Source organism: Burkholderia ubonensis, from assembly GCF_902833085.1.
Lineage (GTDB): Bacteria > Pseudomonadota > Gammaproteobacteria > Burkholderiales > Burkholderiaceae > Burkholderia > Burkholderia ubonensis.
In genome coordinates this window covers 793744-811149 of the sequence record NZ_CADFEB010000002.1, presented here as the reverse complement: position 1 = coordinate 811149, position 17406 = coordinate 793744, and the positions used below count along the sequence as shown (strand labels likewise).

15 protein-coding genes are annotated in these 17406 nt (G+C 69.4%); 8 read left to right on the top strand and 7 right to left on the bottom strand.

The annotated features are described in order from the left end of the window. The first annotated feature begins 112 nt into the window (after nt 1-112). The 3 genes from HWX31_RS07690 to HWX31_RS07680 are packed head-to-tail and all read left to right on the top strand — an operon-like array spanning nt 113 to nt 3634. Nucleotides 113-1051, top strand: a complete 939-nt coding sequence (locus tag HWX31_RS07690; protein ID WP_174964211.1) for a carbohydrate kinase family protein — start codon at nt 113-115, stop codon at nt 1049-1051. Then, on the top strand, nt 1048-2535 hold the full coding sequence (zwf, locus tag HWX31_RS07685) for a glucose-6-phosphate dehydrogenase (RefSeq protein WP_174964212.1): 1488 nt from the start codon (nt 1048-1050) through the stop codon (nt 2533-2535). Before HWX31_RS07690 ends, zwf begins: the two co-directional genes overlap by 4 nt. Nucleotides 2536-2581: 46 nt before the next feature. After that, nucleotides 2582-3634 carry an aldose epimerase family protein gene (locus HWX31_RS07680; protein ID WP_174964213.1) on the top strand — a complete coding sequence of 351 codons (1053 nt, stop codon included), beginning with the start codon at nt 2582-2584 and terminating at the stop codon, nt 3632-3634. 5 nt (nt 3635-3639) lie between these two features. On the opposite strand, the gene HWX31_RS07675 is transcribed toward HWX31_RS07680, so the two are convergent. The 3 genes from HWX31_RS07675 to HWX31_RS07665 form a co-directional block, all read right to left on the bottom strand. Beyond that, nucleotides 3640-5367 (bottom strand): SulP family inorganic anion transporter, encoded by a 1728-nt coding sequence (locus tag HWX31_RS07675; protein WP_174964214.1) that lies wholly within the window; start codon nt 5365-5367, stop codon nt 3640-3642. Between the two features lie 10 nt (nt 5368-5377). Then, nucleotides 5378-6004 (bottom strand): ParB-like protein, encoded by a 627-nt coding sequence (locus HWX31_RS07670; RefSeq protein ID WP_174964215.1) that lies wholly within the window; start codon nt 6002-6004, stop codon nt 5378-5380. Between the two features lie 124 nt (nt 6005-6128). Next, nucleotides 6129-6671: a GNAT family N-acetyltransferase gene (locus tag HWX31_RS07665; RefSeq protein ID WP_174964216.1), complete on the bottom strand. Its 543-nt coding sequence runs from the start codon at nt 6669-6671 to the stop codon at nt 6129-6131. A gap of 245 nt (nt 6672-6916) precedes the next feature. On the opposite strand from HWX31_RS07665, the gene HWX31_RS07660 reads away from it, so the two are divergent. The 4 genes from HWX31_RS07660 (at nt 6917) to HWX31_RS07645 (ending at nt 11984) form a co-directional block, all read left to right on the top strand. Continuing rightward, nucleotides 6917-8137, top strand: coding sequence for an MFS transporter (locus HWX31_RS07660; RefSeq protein WP_174964217.1), 1221 nt, complete (start codon nt 6917-6919; stop codon nt 8135-8137). A 216-nt stretch (nt 8138-8353) separates the two neighbouring features. Next, the gene (locus HWX31_RS07655) at nt 8354-9184 is read left to right on the top strand and encodes a TetR/AcrR family transcriptional regulator (RefSeq protein WP_174964218.1); all 831 of its coding nucleotides are present in this window, start codon (nt 8354-8356) and stop codon (nt 9182-9184) included. Between the two features lie 85 nt (nt 9185-9269). Beyond that, on the top strand, nt 9270-11024 hold the full coding sequence (locus HWX31_RS07650) for an AMP-binding protein (RefSeq protein WP_174964219.1): 1755 nt from the start codon (nt 9270-9272) through the stop codon (nt 11022-11024). A 27-nt stretch (nt 11025-11051) separates the two neighbouring features. Beyond that, a complete protein-coding gene (locus tag HWX31_RS07645; RefSeq protein ID WP_174964220.1) occupies nt 11052-11984 on the top strand; it encodes a DUF1571 domain-containing protein in 933 nt (310 codons plus the stop codon). A gap of 36 nt (nt 11985-12020) precedes the next feature. Here HWX31_RS07645 and HWX31_RS07640 read toward each other — a convergent pair whose 3' ends face one another. Further along, the gene (locus HWX31_RS07640) at nt 12021-12305 is read right to left on the bottom strand and encodes a PXPV repeat protein (RefSeq protein WP_174964221.1); all 285 of its coding nucleotides are present in this window, start codon (nt 12303-12305) and stop codon (nt 12021-12023) included. 293 nt (nt 12306-12598) lie between these two features. Here HWX31_RS07640 and hfq point away from each other — a divergent pair, with 293 nt between their 5' ends. Next, entirely contained in the window at nt 12599-13144 is a 546-nt protein-coding gene (gene hfq / locus HWX31_RS07635) for an RNA chaperone Hfq (RefSeq protein ID WP_174964231.1), read from the top strand. A 95-nt stretch (nt 13145-13239) separates the two neighbouring features. Here the strand turns inward: hfq and HWX31_RS07630 are convergent, their stop codons facing one another. From HWX31_RS07630 to HWX31_RS07620, 3 genes are read right to left on the bottom strand one after another with little or no spacing between them, the layout of a single operon-like run. Continuing rightward, entirely contained in the window at nt 13240-13947 is a 708-nt protein-coding gene (locus HWX31_RS07630; RefSeq protein WP_174964222.1) for a DUF2968 domain-containing protein, read from the bottom strand. A 55-nt stretch (nt 13948-14002) separates the two neighbouring features. Further along, nucleotides 14003-15394 carry a sigma 54-interacting transcriptional regulator gene (locus HWX31_RS07625; RefSeq protein WP_174964223.1) on the bottom strand — a complete coding sequence of 464 codons (1392 nt, stop codon included), beginning with the start codon at nt 15392-15394 and terminating at the stop codon, nt 14003-14005. Nucleotides 15395-15409: 15 nt separating this feature from the next. Beyond that, complete coding sequence (locus HWX31_RS07620) at nt 15410-17404, bottom strand: TadG family pilus assembly protein (protein WP_174964224.1); 1995 nt, start codon at nt 17402-17404, stop codon at nt 15410-15412. Nucleotides 17405-17406 lie beyond the last annotated feature (2 nt).

The following is a 17406-nucleotide window of genomic DNA, read 5'->3' as shown; positions in this document are numbered from 1 at the left end:
CGGCGCGGGCGCGGACCGCACCGCGCCCGCGCCGGCCCGGTCGCACGACGGCTCCCCTCAACCGAACAACCGCAACAAGGCACGGCGCGAGCTCGCGGCGTGACGCCCAGACATGACGACGAACCTTCCCCGCCTGGTCGTATTCGGCGAAGCGCTGACCGATTTCATCCGCGACGACGCGCAGCACTGGCACAGCGTCGCCGGCGGTTCGTGCTGGAACGTGGCGCGCGTCGGCGCCCGGCTCGGCGTGCCGACCGGCTTCGCCGGCACGGTCAGCCGCGACATCTTCGGCGACGAGCTGATGCGCAAGAGCGCCGAAGCCGGACTCGACATGCGCTTCATCCGGCAGGTCGACCGCGCGCCGTTGCTCGCGATGGTCGTGTCGAAGCGGCCGCCGAACTACTTCTTCATCGGCGAGAACAGCGCCGATCTCGCGTTCGACCCGGCCGCCCTGCCCGCCGGCGCGCTGGAGGCGGCGGACATCGTGCACGTCGGCTCGCTCGGCGTCGTGCGCGAGCCGCTCGCGGCGCGCCTCATCGACATCGCGCAGGCCGCGCGCGCGGCCGGCAAGCGGATCTCGTTCGACCCGAACTTCCGCGCGCCGATGGCCGATCCGTCGTACCGCGCGACGCTGCGCCGGCTGGCGGGCCTCGCCGACACCATCAAGGTGTCCGACGAAGACCTGCTCGGCCTGTTCCCCGAGCTCGACGAGGCCGCCGCCATCGCGCAACTGCGCGCGTGGGCGCCCGAAGCGGCCGTGCTCGTCACGCGCGGCGCGGCCGGCATGCAGCTGTTCCACGGCGGCGACACGCTGTTCCAGCCGGCGTTCCCGACCGAGGTCGCCGATACCGTCGGCTGCGGCGACGCGACCGTCGGCGGCTGGATGGCGAGCCTGCTCACGCGCCCCGACGCGCCGGCCGCCGAGCACCTGCGCTACGCGGCCGCGTGCGCGGCGGTCGCGTGCGCGCATCCGGGCGCCTATGCGCCGACGGCCGCCGAAGTGGCCGAACGGCTCGACGCGTCGAGCATTGCCGCGAGTCTGCCGCGATGAACGCTGCCCACGCCTTTGCATCGCGCGACCCGTCCGCGTTCGCGTTCGTGCTGTTCGGCGGCACCGGCGACCTCGCGATGCGCAAGATCCTGCCGGCGCTGTACGCCGCGCATCGCGACGGCCTGCTCGCGAGCGCCGGACGCATCGTCGCGGTCGCGCAGAATCCGTTCGACCATGCCGGCTACCTGCGCTGGGTCGATGCGTCCGTGCGCCCGCACGTCGATGCCGCATCGTTCGACGCGGCGTCATGGCACGGCTTCGTCGAGCGGCTCGCCTACGTCGAACTCGACGCGAGCCGTCCGGACGCGTTCGCGCGCCTGCGCGACGCGCTCGAGCCGACTCCGGGCCGGCGCATCTTCTACCTCGCGACCGGGCCGTCGCTGTTCGTGCCGATCTGCCGCTCGCTCGCGGCGGCGGGCCTCGCGCCGTCGTCGTCGCGCGTCGTGCTCGAGAAGCCGCTCGGCTACGACCTCGCGTCGTCGGCCGCGATCAACGATGCGGTCGGCACGATCTTCAGCGAGGAGCAGATCTACCGGATCGACCACTACCTCGGCAAGGAAGCGGTGCAGAACCTGTTCGCGCTGCGCTTCGGCAACGTGATGTTCGAGCCGCTGTGGCGGCGCGAATGGATCGAGAACATCCAGATCACCGTCGCGGAAGAGCTCGGCGTCGGCGGACGCGGCGCGTTCTACGACCAGACCGGCGCGCTGCGCGACATGGTGCAGAACCACCTGCTGCAACTGCTCGCGATCATCGCGATGGAACCGCCGCAATCGATGGACGCGGACGCGGTGCGCGACGAGAAGCTGCGCGTGCTGCGCGCGCTGAAGCCGCTCGCCGGCGACGACATTGCCCGCAGCGTCGTGCGCGGCCAGTATCGCGCGGGCGCGGTGCGCGGCGCGGCCGTGCCGGCCTACCGGGACGAGCCGGGCATCGCGGCCGACAGCGCCACCGAGACCTTCATCGCGCTGAAGGCCGAGGTCGACAACTGGCGCTGGGCCGGCGTGCCGTTCTTCCTGCGCACCGGCAAGCGGCTCGCCGATCGCGTGGCCGAGATCGTCGTCAACTTCCGGCCGGTGCCGCATTCGGCGCTCGGCGCCGCGGCGCTGCGGCCCGGCTCGAACCGGCTGACGATCCGCCTGCAGCCCGACGAAGCGATCCGGCTCAGCACGCTCGCGAAGCAGCCGGGGCTCGGCATGTCGCTGCAGGGCGTGCATCTCGATCTCGCGTTCGACCGCTTCTTCCAGCAAAACCGGATGGAAGCCTATCAGCGCCTGCTGCTCGACGTGATCGCGGGACGCCTCGCGCTGTTCGTGCGCCGCGACGAACAGGAAGCCGCATGGCGCTGGGTCGCGCCGATCCTCGCCGACGCCGCGCAGCGCGCACCCGCGCCGAAGCCGTACGCGGCCGGCAGCTGGGGCCCCGCGCCGGCGAGCGCGCTGCTCGCGCGGCACGGCACGTGCTGGCGCGAGGAAGAAAACTGACCGGCCGCGCCGCCTTCAACGCTCTGAGCACTCACGCACCGATCTCATGGAATCTGAATCTGTCTGGCATTTCGAATGGGCGCACGGCGCGTTCGACGTGCATGCGCAAGGCGGCATGCTCGGCGGCGTCGCGTTCGTCATCGGCGATCGCATCGTCCGGCCGTTTTACGAGCCGCCGTGGCTCGATGAACCCGCGCCCCGGCCCGACGGCCTGCTCGGCGTGATGCGCAGCGAATTCGTGTGCGTGCCGTTCGGCGTGCCGTACGCAGGCGACAGGCTGCCGGCGGACGGTCTCGCCGAAGGCTGGCGCGACGCGGTCGCAACGCCCGTCGCCGCACACGATGCGCCGCTCGACCCGAGCGACGACCTGCAGCACGGCTACGGCTGCATCGGCCAATGGTCCTGCGTGCGGCGCGGCGCGCTCGACATCGAGATCGCGCTCGACTATCCGGCCGGCTCGCCGATCGCGCGGCTCACGCGCACGATCCGCGCCGACCCGCACCGCCCCGCGCTCGACGTCGTGCTGCGGATCGATGCGCGCGCCGGTGCACGCCGCCCGATCGGCCTGCATCCGAATCTCGCGCTGCCCGCGCTCGCGGGCGCGTTTCGCATCGAGCCGGACGCGTTCCGCTTCGGCGTCGTGCATCCGGGCGGACCGGAGCCCGGCGTGTCGCTCGGCCGCCCCGGCGCGACGTTCGAAACCCTCGACCGGGTGCCGCTCGCCGCCGGCGGCCATCGCGCGTTCGACCGGCTGCCGTTCGCGGACGCGACAGAGGAAATCGTGCAGCTGTGCGGGATCGACGGCGGCGTGACGCTGCATGACGAGGTGGCCGGCACGGCCTGCCGCCTGACGTGGGATGCCGCCGTGCTGCCGTCGCTGCTGCTGTGGATCAGCAATCGCGGCAGGACCTACGCGCCGTGGAACGGGCGCAATCTCTGCGTCGGCGTCGAGCCGGTGGCGAGCGCGTTCGAGCTGGGTTGCGCGGCATCGCTCGCGCCGAACCCGATCAACGCGCGCGGCGTGGCGACCGCTGTCACGCTCGATCCGGCGCGGCCGCTCGAGATCGCGTATCGCTTCGACGTGCTCGACGTGCGCTGACGCCGTCAGGCGTCGGCCGTCGCCGTGCGGCCCGACGCCTGCAGCTGCTGCAGGCTCTCGTCGACGCTCAGCTCGGACATCGCGTCGGCGCGCAGCGTCTCGTCCGCCGCGCGATGCAGCGCGTGCAGCGCATGCAGCTTGAGGCGCACCATCGCCAAGCGCTGGCCGCGCGCCGCGCATTCCGCGGCGAACGTGCGCAGCGACTCGATCGTCGTGCCGTCGACGTCGGGCGTCTCCTCGAGGCTCAACAGCACCGTGTGCGTGTCCGGCGCCGCCTTCATGAGCGCGCGCACGCGGTTCAGCATCCGGTCCGCGTTCGCGAAGAACAGTTGCGCCTCCGGCCGCGCGATCAGCACGCCGGGCACCGGCTGCGCGTCCTCGTGGATCGATACGTCGACGAAGTCGTGGCTGTCGCGCAGCCGGCCGAGCACGCTCACGTTCGGCTCCGACAGCTTGCGCAGCGTCAGCAGCAGGCTCACGCCGATCGCGGCGAGCAGCCCGTGCAGCACGCCGAGCACCAGCACCGCGAGCAGCGCGGCGATCACGACGAGCCGGTCGCGATGCCAGGTCCAGTACGGCCGGAACACCGACGGATGCAGCGAATGGCTGACCGCGAAGATCACGATCGCCGCGAGCACCGGCTCGGGCGTGCGCGACAGCTGCGGCAGCAGCAGCCACACGATCAGCGCGATCACGCCGGCCGCCCACAGCCCGGCGAGGCGCGACTGCGCGCCCGCCGCCTCGTTCGCGGAGGTCGCCGAATAGCCGGCGCCGACCGGCATCCCGTGCAATAGCCCCGACACGAGATTTGCGCAGCCGAGCGCGACGAGGTCGCGGTTCGGCGACACGCTGTCGCCGTGCTTCAGCGCGAAATTGCGGATCGAGCCGTACGATTCGGCGTAGAGGATCAGCATCAGCGCGAACCCTAGCTCGGCGGTCTGCAGCCATGCATTGCGATCGAGATCCGGCAGCCCGAACGCGACGTGCTGGAAGTCGATGTGGCCGACGATCGCGATCCCGTAGCGCTGCCAGTCGACCACGTAGCCGGCCGCGATCGACAGCACGATCACGACCAGCGTCGCCGGCACGCGCGAGCGGCGCCCGAGCGCGAACAGCAGCGCGAGCGCGCCGCCGCCGAGCGCGACGCTCGCGAGATTCGCGTGCGCGGCGCCCACGATCAGGTCGAACGCGACGCGCGGCGCATCGCTGTGCTGCACCTTGATCTCGAGGATCTTCGGCAGCTGCTTGACGACGATCGTCAGCGCGAGCCCGAACGTGAAGCCGCGCAGCACGGGCCGCGCGACGAAGTCCGACATGCCGCCGAGCCGCAGCGCGCCCGCGAGGATGAACAGCACGCCCGTCATCGCGACGAGCGCGGCCGCGAGCGCGAGCTGCGCGGCGAGCCCCATGCTCGATTCGGCGAACACCGTCGCCGCGAGCACGGCGGCCGACGACGACGTCGACGACACGATCGCGAAGCGGCTGCTGCCCGTCAGCGCGTAGACGACGAGCCCCGACAGCAGCGCGATCAGGCCGGCCTGCGGCGGCAGGTTCGCGAGCCCCGCGTAGGCGACCGCCTCGGGAATCAGCAGGCCCGCGATCGACACGCCGGCCAGCGCGTCGCGGCCGATGCGCTGCGCGCGCGGCGGCGGCGCCTCGCCGAGCGCGGCGAAATGGTCGGCGTGCTGCGGGCCGGCGTCGGGACGGACTTGCGGTGTACGGGCGGTCGGCATCGCTCGGCGGTCAGGCTTTCGTGACGATGACGCCCGACCAGCCGGGCAGGTAGCGCGCGTCCTGCTCGTGCGCGCGCTTCATCGCGGCGTCGAGCGCCTTGTCGAAGTTCTTGCGGATCTGGTCGGGTGTCACGTGCAGCCGCAGATAGTCGGCCCACAGGAATTCGCTGAACGGCGTCGCGTCCTTCGCATAGCCGCCCGCGGTGCGCAGCTCGCCCGCGAGGCTGCGGTACGGATCGTCCTCGAGCCCCGTGAGCACCTGCGGCAGATCCGTGTAATCGCGGCGCGCGCCGTCCGTGTCGAACGGGTGCACCCACTGGTTGTGCTCCATCATCCGCCAGAAGATCGTCTCGTCGAGCCACGACAGGTCCTTCAGCAGCATCGCCCTCACGGTCGTCTCGCCTTCCTCGATCAGCGCGAGGCCGAGATGATGGTGATCGGTGATGTAATGCCGGCCGTCGGGGCCGATGACCGCGGGAAACCAGTGCGAATCGATCGCGGCCTTGCGTTCGCGCTTGCCGAGCGACTTCCAGTGCTTGCGCTTCGCCTTCACCTCGCGATAGCCGACCGTCATCTGGGTCGGGCGCAGCGCGTCGAGCTTGACGGGAATGATGTGAACATCGTGGCCGGGTGACATGATCGAGCCCTCTGTAGACAAATTCCGGCAACGATACTCCTGAACCCGCACGGCGTTAATACCGCGCATCCCTCGCCTGCGCGGATTTGACGATCCATGACAACCGCATGCCGATGCGCGGCCGCTACCTGCGCAGATCGTCGCGCTCGAGCCGGTAGCGCATGTACGGGATGCCGTCCTGCACGATGCCGACGCGGCGCATGCCGAGCTTGCGCGCGACGTTCAGCGAGCCGGCGTTGGCCGCCGCGATGTCGGCGATCACGCGCGGCAGGCGCACCGCGTCGAACGCGTGGCGCACGAGGGCCGCCGCGGCTTCGCTCGCGATGCCGCGCCCCCACGCGTTGCGCACGAGCCGCCAGCCGATCTCCACGTCGCGCGCGCCGCCCACGTAGTCGGGAATCAGCAGCACCCAGCCGACGAACGCATCCGGCGCGGCCTTCTCGAAGATCGACCAGTAGCCGAGCCCCGGCGGATAGTCGCGCGTGATCCGGTGCTCGACGAAGCGGCGGTGCTCGACCGGGTCGTGCCACGGCCCGGCGATGTAGCGCGTGACCTCGGGATCGCGGTCCATCGCCAGGCACGCGTCGAGATCCGCGAGCACGCGCGGGCGCAGCCACAGGCGGGCGGTTTCGAGCGCGGGCAGCGCAGCGGCGGGACATGCGGTCATCGGGACTCCTGAGCCGGCGCACGCGCGCGCCGTCGAATTACAAAAACACTACAGCGGCCGTTCCGAAACGTCGCGCGCAGGCATTGCGCCGCCGGAAACAGACCGTTTCGTAGGGATTATTCCCGATTCGGCCGCGTCGCGCGACGCGGCGACCTACACTCGATGGATGCCCCCGCGCAGCGCGCCGGCCGGGCGGCGCAGGCACGCGAATCCGCACGGCGCACGCCAACCAGGAGACGTCCGCCATGAGCTGGACCCGTGAGCAACGCAACGTCACGATCGCCGCCTATCTCGGCTGGACGCTCGACGCATTCGATTTCTTCCTGATGGTCTTCGTGCTGAAGGACATCGCGGCCGAGTTCAATTCGACCATCCCGGCCGTTGCGTTCGCACTGACGCTGACGCTCGCGATGCGCCCGCTCGGCGCGCTGATCTTCGGCCGGCTCGCCGACCGCTACGGCCGCCGCCCGACGCTGATGATCAACATCGCGTGCTACTCGCTGCTCGAGCTCGCGTCCGGCTTCGCGCCGAGCCTCGCGGCGCTGCTCGTGATGCGCGCGCTGTTCGGCGTCGCGATGGGCGGCGAATGGGGCGTCGGGTCCGCGCTGACGATGGAGACCGTGCCGACCCATGCGCGCGGCGCGGTGTCGGGGCTGCTGCAGGCCGGCTACCCGAGCGGCTACCTGCTCGCGTCGGTCGTGTTCGGCATCCTCTACCAATACATCGGCTGGCGCGGGATGTTCATGGTCGGCGTGCTGCCGGCGCTGCTCGTGCTGTACGTGCGCACGAGCGTGCCCGAATCGCCGGCCTGGAAGCAGATGGAGCAGCGCACTCGCCCACGTCTTTCGACCACGCTGCAGCAGAACTGGAAGCTCGCGATCTACGCGGTCGTGCTGATGACGGCGTTCAACTTCTTCTCGCACGGCACGCAGGACCTGTATCCGACCTTCCTGCGCGAGCAGCATCATTTCGATCCGCACACCGTGTCGTGGATCACGATCGTGCTGAACATCGGCGCGATCGTCGGCGGGCTGACCTTCGGCGCGGCCTCCGAGAAATTCGGCCGGCGCCGCTCGATCCTCGTCGCCGCGCTGATCGCGCTGCCGGTGCTGCCGCTGTGGGCCTACTCGAGCGGCCCGCTCGCGCTCGCCGCCGGCGCGTTCCTGATGCAGATCTCGGTCCAGGGCGCATGGGGCATCATTCCGGTCCACCTGAACGAGATCTCTCCCGACGAAATCCGCGCAACGTTCCCCGGCTTCGTGTACCAGCTCGGCAACCTGCTCGCGTCCGGCAACGCGACGATGCAGGCGTCGGTCGCGGTCTCGCACGGCAACAACTACAGCTTCGCGCTCGCGCTCGTGTGCGGCACCGTCGCGATCGTGATCGCAGTCCTGATCATGTTCAGCCCGGAACGACGGGGCGTCGACATGACGCAATCCGTCAATACGCGTAGCGCCGTCGGCTGAACGGGCGGGATGACGCGACGCACCATGCCGTGCGGCCCGACCTGCTGAGGCCGCGCGGCAATCTTTCCGCACCTGCACATCGATCTAGAGGTTTCTGTCCAGATTCAGCGCTTGCCCGCGCGGCCCACGCCTTTTTATCTTAATAAAAACGCTTGTTTGAATTACAAATTCGAATCGCCGGTTCGCGTCCGCGCGAGTCGGCATGGGAGGCGGAACATGGCAGCGGGTCAGGTGGGACGGCCGTCCGCGGGGCGGCCGTCGGGCAACCGGCAAACCGGCGGAACGAAGGCGCGCATCCTCGATGCGGCCGAGGATCTGTTCGTCGAGCACGGCTTCGAGGCAATGTCGATGCGGCAGATCACGTCGCGCGCGGCAGTCAACCTCGCGGCGGTCAACTATCACTTCGGCAGCAAGGAAGCGCTGATCCACGCGATGCTGTCGCGGCGGCTCGATCAGCTCAACCAGGAGCGGCTGCGCATCCTCGATCACTTCGACGCGCAGCTCGGCGCGCACGTCACGTGCGAGCACGTCCTCGGCGCGATGTTCATCCCCGCGCTGAAGGCATCGCGCGATCCGGAGCGCGGCGGCCGCGCATTCCTGCGGCTGATCGGCCGCGCATACACCGACCCGTCGCCGTTCGTGCGCAACTTCCTGACCGCGCATTACGCGAGCGTCGCGGTCCGCTTCTTCGACGCGTTCCAGCGCGCGCTGCCGAGCCTGCCGCGCGCGGAGCTCGGCTGGCGGCTGCACTTCGCGATCGGCGCGCTGTCCGGCGCGCTCGCGGGCGCCGAGACCGAGAGCCTGATAGACGAGTTCTCGCAAGGCCGCAAGATGAACGACGTGCAGATGATCGCGCGGCTGTCGTCGCTGATCGTCGCCGCGCTGAAGGCGCCGCTGCCCGACAGCGCGCAGCTCGCGATCTTCGCGGCGGTGCTCGACGACGCGGGCGCGAACGACCTCGTGCCCGCGGTGCCCTCGGTGCCCGTCACGCCGGTCGCGCCCGCCGACACGCCGACCGCCGACACGACGCTGCATCACGCCACCTGACGGCGGCTGCCTTGCGCGGCTGCAACTCGCAGCCGCGCCGCACGCCGTCTGCCTTACCCTCGAGATCAAGATCCAGGAGCCTCCCATGCCCTCTCCCGCAGCGCCGGCCGCCACGCAGACGCCGCCGAACACCGACGGCATCTGGTACGCGTCGTATCCGCCCGGCGTGCCGCACGAAATCGACGTCACGCGGTATGCGTCGCTCGTGCAGTTCTTCGACGAATGCACGACGCAGTTCGCGGACCGCGTCGCGTACGTGAGCGCCGGCGCGTCGATGACTTATGGCGCGCTCGCGCGGAAGGTCGCCGCATTCGCGTCGTACCTGCAGGGCCTCGGCGTGAAGCCCGGCGACCGCGTCGCGATCATGCTGCCGAACACGTTCCAGTACCCGGTCGCGCTGTTCGGCACGCTGAAGGCCGGCGCGATCGTCGTCAACGTCAATCCGCTGTACACGGTGCGCGAGCTCGCGCACCAGTTGAAGGACAGCGGCGCGCAGACGATCGTCGTGTTCGAGAACTTCGCGCGCACGCTGCAGGATGCGCTGCCGCAAACGCAGGTGAAGAACGTGGTCGTCACCGCGCTCGGCGACCTGCTCGGCGACGGCCTGAACCTGAAGGGCCGGCTCATCAACGTCGTGCTGAAGCACGTGAAGAAGCTCGTCCCCGCCTACCACTTGCCGCAGGCCGTGCGGCTGCGCGCGGCGCTCGCGCTCGGCGCGCGCGGCAAGCCGCAGCCCGTGCCGCTGACGCGCGACGACCTCGCGTTCCTGCAGTACACGGGCGGCACGACGGGCGTCGCGAAAGGCGCGATGCTCACGCACGGCAACCTGATCGCGAACCTGCTGCAGGCCAAGGCGTGGATCGCCGATCAAGTGACGGGCGACATCGAGACGGTGCTCACGCCGCTGCCGCTTTATCACATCTATTCGCTGACCGTGAACGCGTTCATCTTCATGGGCCTCGGCGGACGCAACATCCTGATCGCGAACCCGCGCGACACGAACATGGTGATGAAGATCATCCGTCACGAGACCTTCACGGGGATCACCGGCATCAACACGCTGTACAACGCGTTCCTCGACAACGAGGAATTCCGCAAGCGCGACTTCTCGAAGCTCAAGCTCGCGATGGCGGGCGGCATGGCGATGCAGCGCGCGGTCGCGGAACGCTTCCAGCAGGTGACGGGCCGGCCGGTGATCGAGGGTTACGGGCTCACCGAATGCTCGCCGATCGTCACGATGAACCCGGTGAACCTGCAGGACATGGCCGCGTTCAGCGGCTCGATCGGCCTGCCCGCGCCGTCGACCGTCGTGCGCCTGCGGCGCGAGGACGGCACCTGGGCCGGCATCGGCGAGCCGGGCGAGCTGTGCGTGCACGGCCCGCAGGTGATGCGCGGCTACTGGCAGCGCCCCGAGGAAACCGCGAAGGTGATCGACGCCGACGGCTGGCTCGGCACCGGCGACATCGGCGTGATGGACGAGCGCGGCTTCGTGCGCCTGATCGACCGCAAGAAGGACATGATCCTCGTGTCGGGCTTCAACGTGTACCCGAACGAGATCGAGGAAGTGCTGGTGATGCACCCGGGCATCAGCGAGGCCGCCGCGATCGGCATTCCTGACGAAGTGCACGGCGAGCGGATCAAGGTGTTCGTCGTCCGGCGCGACCCGACGCTGACCGCCGACGACGTGCTCGCGCACTGCCGCAAGAACCTGACCGGCTACAAGATGCCGAAGCTCGTCGAGTTCCGCGATGCGCTGCCGCAGACCAACGTCGGCAAGATCCTGCGCCGCGCGCTGCGCGACGAGGAGCTCGCGAAGCTCAAGGCCGGCAGGCAAGGCTGAATCCACGTCGTCCCGGGAGGTCGAGCGATGAACGAGGAAATCCAGCGGCGCGCGAAGCGGCTTGGCCGGCACGCGGCCGCCGCAGCGCTCGCCGGCGCGCTGGCGCTCGCACAGCCCGGCGTGCGCGCGCAGCAGGCCGGCGGCGCGGAAGGCGCGGCGCACGATACGGCCGCGCTGCCCGCCGAGCTCGCGAAAGTGACCCGCGAACCCGCCGCCCGGCAGGCACGCTGGCTGCGGAGCGCCGCGCAGCAGGGCACGCTCGCGAAGCTCGACGACGCGACGCTCACCGCGTTGTTCACCGCGCTCGATCCGCTCGCGGTGCCCGAATACATCCGCAACGGTCCGAACGGCTATCCGTCGTACCAGTTCACGATGGTGCGCCAGGAGCGCATCAGCGGGAAATGGTCGGACACGCCCGATCGCATGATCGTCAAGACGACGCGCGACCCGCTGAAGGTCTACGCGAAATGGCTGCCGGACGGTGCGCATGCCGGCCAGGAAATCATCTACGACACGACGCGGCGCAAGGACGAGATGATCGGCCACCTCGGCGGCCTGCTCGGCAAGGTGCCGATGTGGACGGCGCTCGACGGCGCGCTCGCGCGTGCGCAATCGAATCACCAGGTGAAGGATCTCGGCACCGAGTTCATCGCGAACCTGTACCTGAGCGAGGGGAAGAAGTACCAGGAAGCCGGCGTGGAGCGCCCGACCCATGTGGAAGCGAAAACGGTCGGCGGCGTGCGCGTCGTCGCGCTGACCTACGAGACGCCGACCGGCCGGCCGCAGTTCCATGCGAAGAAGGAAGTGCTGGGGCTCGATCTGCACGAGCCGTGGTTCCGGACCGTCGAATCGTATGACAACGACGGGCGGCTGTTCGAGCGGATCGTCATCGAGAAGATCGCGCCGGCTTCATTCGACGAAGCCGCGTTCGACCCGAAGAATCCGGCTTACGCGTTCTGACGCGCGCCGGCGCGAAGGCGCCGGCGCGTGCGGCGCTCAATCGTCCTCGTCGTCGTGGTGCCTGTGCCAGTGCTTGTAGTAGTGCTTGCGCCACTTGTGGTAGCGGTCGTCGTCGTCATCGCCGTAATAGTCGTACCCGTAGCCCGGATACGCGACCACCGCCGGCTGCGGCGCGACATAGACCGGCGCCGGCTCGACATAGACCGGTGCGACCGGCACGCCGATGCCGATCCCGACGTCGACGTGCCCCGCCATCGCGCTGCCGGACGCCAGCAGCGCGATGCCCGCCGCTATCCACCCTGCCATTCGCCTCTTGTTCATGTTCTGGACCTCCGAGATGCCGGCTTGCCGGCGTGCGCGGAGACTGTAGTGGAGCGGCGCGCGCTCAGGTGCAACGGCGCTGCGAGAGTCGTAACGCGACGTAACAAAACGGCGATGGCCGTTTGGCCGAATCGCGGAAACGCCTGGAACCGTCTATAGTGGGTTACGGTTCGACACAATCGTGAGCGCGCGCATCGGGATCGAACAGGGTAGAATCCCGCACAAATACCTTGTGGATTCCACGCCACACACACGCACAACATACTTCTGACGCAGGCTCCTGCCGCATCTCAATGGCCAATCCCGCAGAATCCCATCCGCAAAACGACTTCATCAATTCCGCGCGCAAGGAACGTAAGCGCGTTGAAATCTATCTCGTCAACGGCATTCGCCTGACGGGATGCATCGAGTCGTTCGACCAGTACCTGGTGATGCTGCGCACCCCCGTGGGTTTGCAGGGCATCTACAAGCGTGCGATTTCCACCATCCAGCTCGACACCGGCGGTTCGCGTCCGGGCGGCGGCGGCCCGCGCGGCCCGCGCCCGGGCGGCGGCGGGCGTCCGGGCGGCCGTGAAGGCGGCGGACACAGCCCGTACGGCTCGCACGGCGGCTCCCGCGAATCGCGTGGCGACTACGGGTCGCGCGAGCCGCGCGAAGGCTATGGCGCACCGCGCGAGCCGCGTGAAAGCTACGGCGCACCGCGCGAGCCTCGTGAAAACTACGGCGCCCCGCGTGACGCCGGCGACTCGCCCGCCTCCTCCGCGCCGTCGGAATCGCGCAGCAATAACGGGCCGGTGATCGTCACCCGCCGCCGCCGGATCGTGCCGGACGGCCAGTAACGGCCAATAACGCAAAAAGGGCAAACCCGCGGGTTTGCCCTTTTTTCTTCGTCGCGCCGCCGCGGCATGCTGTCGCATGCCGCACACCGCGACGCTCAACGCACGTGCGGCAAGCCGGCGTAGGCCTCATGCTGCAACGATCGCACCTGCTGCTTCAGCGCGCGCAATTGCGCCTGCAGTTCGGCCTGCTGCGCCTGCAGCGCCGCGGTCTCGCTGCGCACCGTCTTCTGGCGATCCGTGACGGCCGCCTGCTGCTCGCGCGCAATCGACAAGTCCGCCTGCAGACGCTTCGCCCGCTCCTGCGTGACCTCGATCTGGCGATCCGTCTGCGCCTTCTGCGATTCGAGCTTCGCCGCGCGCAGTTCGTTGACGGCCAGATGCTCGGCCTGCCGCGAGAAGTCGCGGTAGATCCCCTCCGCCCGAACCTCGCTGTAGGTCTTGATCACGCGCCAGAACGCCTTCTGCTGGAACAGCGCGACGAAATACGCGCCGTCCTTCACGTTGAACAGCAGGCTCGCGCCGTAGCTGCCGTTGTAGTTCGTGCGCATCTCCGTCAGCGTGTGCGCCTGGATCTGGCGCTGCAGCTCGTCCACCGTGCTCGGACCGGTCGCATCACCGGCCTGAATCGGCGTTTGCGCCTGCGCGTCGAGCGCCGGAACCGCCGCGACCGGCGCCGACGCCGGCTCCACCGGCTGCGCGGCCGGGCTCGCGGTGCCGGCCAACCCTTGCGCGAATGCGCCCTGCATGCCTCCGAGCAGTGCGAGCAACGCGCACGCCCTTCCCAACCCCGTCATCTGGCTCATGAAATGTTATTCCCGCTTCGAGTCGTTGTAATTCTGCGGGGCATTATCTCATTATTTACTCACTGTCGCGGGTCTCGGGCTCCTCGTCGAAGATCTGGTATTTGCGCATTTTTTCCCACAGCACCTTGCGGCTGATGCCGAGCTGCTGCGCGGTGTCCTGGCGGCGCCAGCCGTTCGCGTCGAGCGCGGCGATCACGCGGCTGCGCTCGCTCATGTCCCACTTGCTGCGGTCGACGAACACCTCGGCCGCGCTCTCCGCCGGCACCGGCTGCGCGGCGCTGCGCGCATGCGCGACCAGGCGCTGCAGCCGCGCGGCGTCCCAGCCGCCCGTCTGCCGCACCGTCACGCCGACGCGCTCGGCGAGATTGCGCAATTCGCGCACATTGCCGGGGAAATAGCTGTCGGCGACGGCGTCCGCGAGCCAGTACGGCAGGTCGGGCAGCTGCGCGAGCTTCTCGCCGCCGACCACCTGCGCGACGAACGACTTGAACAGCGCGATCTTGTCGACCGCGCCCCGCTCCTCGAGCGACGGAATGCTCAGCTCGATCACCGCGAGCCGGTAATACAGGTCGGCGCGGAACAGCCCCTCCTTGACGAGCTGCGGCAGCTTCTTGTTGCTCGCGGCGACGAGGCGGAAATCGACCTTGATCGGCGACGTCGCGCCGACGCGCAGCACCGCGCCGTCCTCGAGCACGCGCAGCAGCTTCACCTGCTGGTAGAGCGGCAGGTCGCCGACCTCGTCGAGGAACAGCGTGCCGCCCGCGGCCTGCTCGAAATACCCTTTATGCGCAACAACCGCGCCGGTGAACGAGCCTTTCGCGTGGCCGAAGAACAGCGATTCGAACAGGCCGTCCGGAATCGCGCCGCAGTTGACGGGCACGAATTCGCCGAGCCGGTAGCGCGAGTGCTTCTCGTGCAGCAGTTGCGCGATGCGTTCCTTGCCGACGCCGGTTTCGCCGTGCAGCAGCACGTTGGTGTCGCAGTCGGCGAACGTGTCGACTTCGCGCAGCAGCGCCTGCATCGATTCCGAGTGGGCGACGAGCTCGGACGGCTGCAGCGTCTCCGCGGCGTGCGCGCGCAGCTGCGTGACGAGCTTGCCGACCATCCCGCGCAGTTCCGCGCAGGTGAAGTCGAGCGGCAGGATGTGCGAATACTCGGGCGGATACTGCGACGCATCGTGGTCGCGCGCGGCGCCGACCCAGACGACCGGCATGCCGATGTTGGCCTGCCAGTCGCGCAGGAACGCGGTGCCGGTCTCGATCATCGTCACGCTGATGATCGCCAGCGACGGGCGCATCGCGGCGCGCTCGGGCGACAGTTCCGCGTTGTCGGCGCGGATCACTTCGACGTCGAAACTCGCCATGCACCGGGCGACCCGGTCGACGATGTCCGCCTTGCCTTCCCAGACGTACAGGTCGAGCTCTTCGATTGCGGGCGTGGTTCTCATTCTTCGGAGGCTTCTTCAGTTGACGAGTTGCGCTGCGTTGCAGGTCAGCGAGATCTGATGCACGGTCGCCTGGCCGACCTGGACGCCGAGCAGCCCGAGGATCGGCACGAGCACGGCATCGAGCGCCGACAGCACCGGCTGCAGCACGAGGCTGCCGATCGCGTTGAGCAGCGGGCCGAGCGGGATCGGGATGCCGAGGATCGTGATCGCGTTCAGGTTGATGTTGCTGAGTGCCGTGCCGAGCGACGCGCCGAGGTTGTTCACGTAGGTGGTCCAGTAGCTGTTCGGGCTCGACGCGGTGGACGGGCTCACCCAGCCGCTGCCGCACGACACCGGAGCCGCCAGGCCGGCCGGCGCGTTGCAGAAGTGGTAAGGCGTGGCCGACGGGTAGCCCGCGTACGGCGCGCTCGACGACGCGGTGCCGACGATCTGCAGCACCGGGTTCGAGATCGACGCGGAAACCGGCAGGGTCTGCGACGTGGTGACGCCCAGCACCGTGGCCGATGCCGACAGGTTCAGCAGTTGCAACGTGCCCGCGGCCGGACAGCTGCTCACATTGGACAGATTCAGCGTGCCGGACGGCGGCGCACTGATGCACAGCTTCGCAATGCCCGGCGTCGCGACGATCGTCGTCGTGCTCGGCGTGGTGGCGGAACCGCACTTCGTCGCCGCGAGGCTCGCTACGGCCGGCCCGCCGACGAGCAGATAGATCGGCAGATTGATCCCGCTCAACGAAGCGGAAATGTTCAGCAATCCGCTCAGGCCCAGCGGCCCCAGCAGCGCATCGGTGCCGAGCGAGATGCTCGGCGTCTGCACGTTCAGATACACGCCGATCTGCGCCGACGACGCCTGCGTGCGCCACGTCCCGTTCGGCAGCAGCCCTGCCTCGCCGACCGCGATCGACGGCGGATTCAGCACCTGCAGCTGCAGCGACACGACATTGAAGCCGCTCGCGCCCAGCGGCAGCGTGACGCCGGTGTTCAGCGACACCGCCTGCCCCTTGTTGTACGCGCCCACCTGCGCCGCCGTCGTCAGCAGGTCGAGCAGGTTGACCTGCGCGTCGGCGCCCGACTGCGGATTGCCGAGACTGATGTTCAGCAGCGCGTTGGGCGCATTGGCGACGACGACGCTCGTGTTGCCGACCCGGGCGCCCGCCAGCTTGCCGAGCGCCGTCGACGCGGCCTGCAGCTGCGCGACGTAACCCGGGCCGTTGCCGCCGCCGGCCTGCAATGCGCCGACATACGCGCTCAGGTTGCCGATCAGCGTCGGCACCGTCACCGACAGGCCCACGAGCCCGTTCACCGTCCCGGCGCCGAGTGCGCTCGAGATGCCGAGCAGCTTGATGTTCGCGCCCGCGAGCGCCTGATAGTCGGCGAGCGTGAGGCTGACGCTCGTCCCGAGCAACGCCGACAGGATGCCGTTGAGCCAGACCGGATCGACGCTCGCGAGCGTCGCGCTGATCGAGAACGTGTCGATCGCGCTCACGCGCGCGGTTGCGGTGGCCGACATCGTGCCCGGCCCCGCGCCGAGCATCGACACGACGCCGAGGAACGAATAGCGCATCGTGCGCGTGACCGTCACCTGCGTGGCGTTGAGCTGCGTCATCCCGCTCGCGGCGGGCGCGAAGTACGCCGGCCGGCCCGCATACACCTGAGGATCCCAGCGGCCGCAGGTCGCCGCGACCTGGTCCTGCCCGCGCGCGGGCGCGCCCGTCGTCACCGTGTTCGACGTTTCGTTCGCACGCGCATTGTTCAGCGCGGCCGTGTTCGCCGCGCCGCACGACGTGTCGGACGGGTCGAGCGACTGCACCGCGGCCAGCGCGGACAGGTCCGCGATCCGCTGCAGGTCGCGCCGCTGGAAGAACAGGTTGCCGATGTCGATCGCGCCCAGCGTCACGAGCGCGACGAGCACCCAGACGGTCGCCAGGACCGACACGGCGCCGCGCTGGCCGCGCATCCGCAGGCGGTCGCGCCCGGTTGGGCGGCATCCGGGGAATCGAGCCGTGCTCATCG

What these genes read in the sequence shown, in the direction of transcription:
- HWX31_RS07690 (WP_174964211.1), top strand. Translation starts at nt 113, where the DNA reads ATGACGACGAACCTTCCCCGCCTGGTCGTATTCGGCGAAGCGCTGACC.
- zwf (WP_174964212.1), top strand. Translation starts at nt 1,048, where the DNA reads ATGAACGCTGCCCACGCCTTTGCATCGCGCGACCCGTCCGCGTTCGCG.
- HWX31_RS07680 (WP_174964213.1), top strand. Translation starts at nt 2,582, where the DNA reads ATGGAATCTGAATCTGTCTGGCATTTCGAATGGGCGCACGGCGCGTTC.
- HWX31_RS07675 (WP_174964214.1), bottom strand. Translation starts at nt 5,367, where the DNA reads ATGCCGACCGCCCGTACACCGCAAGTCCGTCCCGACGCCGGCCCGCAG.
- HWX31_RS07670 (WP_174964215.1), bottom strand. Translation starts at nt 6,004, where the DNA reads ATGTCACCCGGCCACGATGTTCACATCATTCCCGTCAAGCTCGACGCG.
- HWX31_RS07665 (WP_174964216.1), bottom strand. Translation starts at nt 6,671, where the DNA reads ATGACCGCATGTCCCGCCGCTGCGCTGCCCGCGCTCGAAACCGCCCGC.
- HWX31_RS07660 (WP_174964217.1), top strand. Translation starts at nt 6,917, where the DNA reads ATGAGCTGGACCCGTGAGCAACGCAACGTCACGATCGCCGCCTATCTC.
- HWX31_RS07655 (WP_174964218.1), top strand. Translation starts at nt 8,354, where the DNA reads ATGGCAGCGGGTCAGGTGGGACGGCCGTCCGCGGGGCGGCCGTCGGGC.
- HWX31_RS07650 (WP_174964219.1), top strand. Translation starts at nt 9,270, where the DNA reads ATGCCCTCTCCCGCAGCGCCGGCCGCCACGCAGACGCCGCCGAACACC.
- HWX31_RS07645 (WP_174964220.1), top strand. Translation starts at nt 11,052, where the DNA reads ATGAACGAGGAAATCCAGCGGCGCGCGAAGCGGCTTGGCCGGCACGCG.
- HWX31_RS07640 (WP_174964221.1), bottom strand. Translation starts at nt 12,305, where the DNA reads ATGAACAAGAGGCGAATGGCAGGGTGGATAGCGGCGGGCATCGCGCTG.
- hfq (WP_174964231.1), top strand. Translation starts at nt 12,599, where the DNA reads ATGGCCAATCCCGCAGAATCCCATCCGCAAAACGACTTCATCAATTCC.
- HWX31_RS07630 (WP_174964222.1), bottom strand. Translation starts at nt 13,947, where the DNA reads ATGAGCCAGATGACGGGGTTGGGAAGGGCGTGCGCGTTGCTCGCACTG.
- HWX31_RS07625 (WP_174964223.1), bottom strand. Translation starts at nt 15,394, where the DNA reads ATGAGAACCACGCCCGCAATCGAAGAGCTCGACCTGTACGTCTGGGAA.
- HWX31_RS07620 (WP_174964224.1), bottom strand. Translation starts at nt 17,404, where the DNA reads ATGAGCACGGCTCGATTCCCCGGATGCCGCCCAACCGGGCGCGACCGC.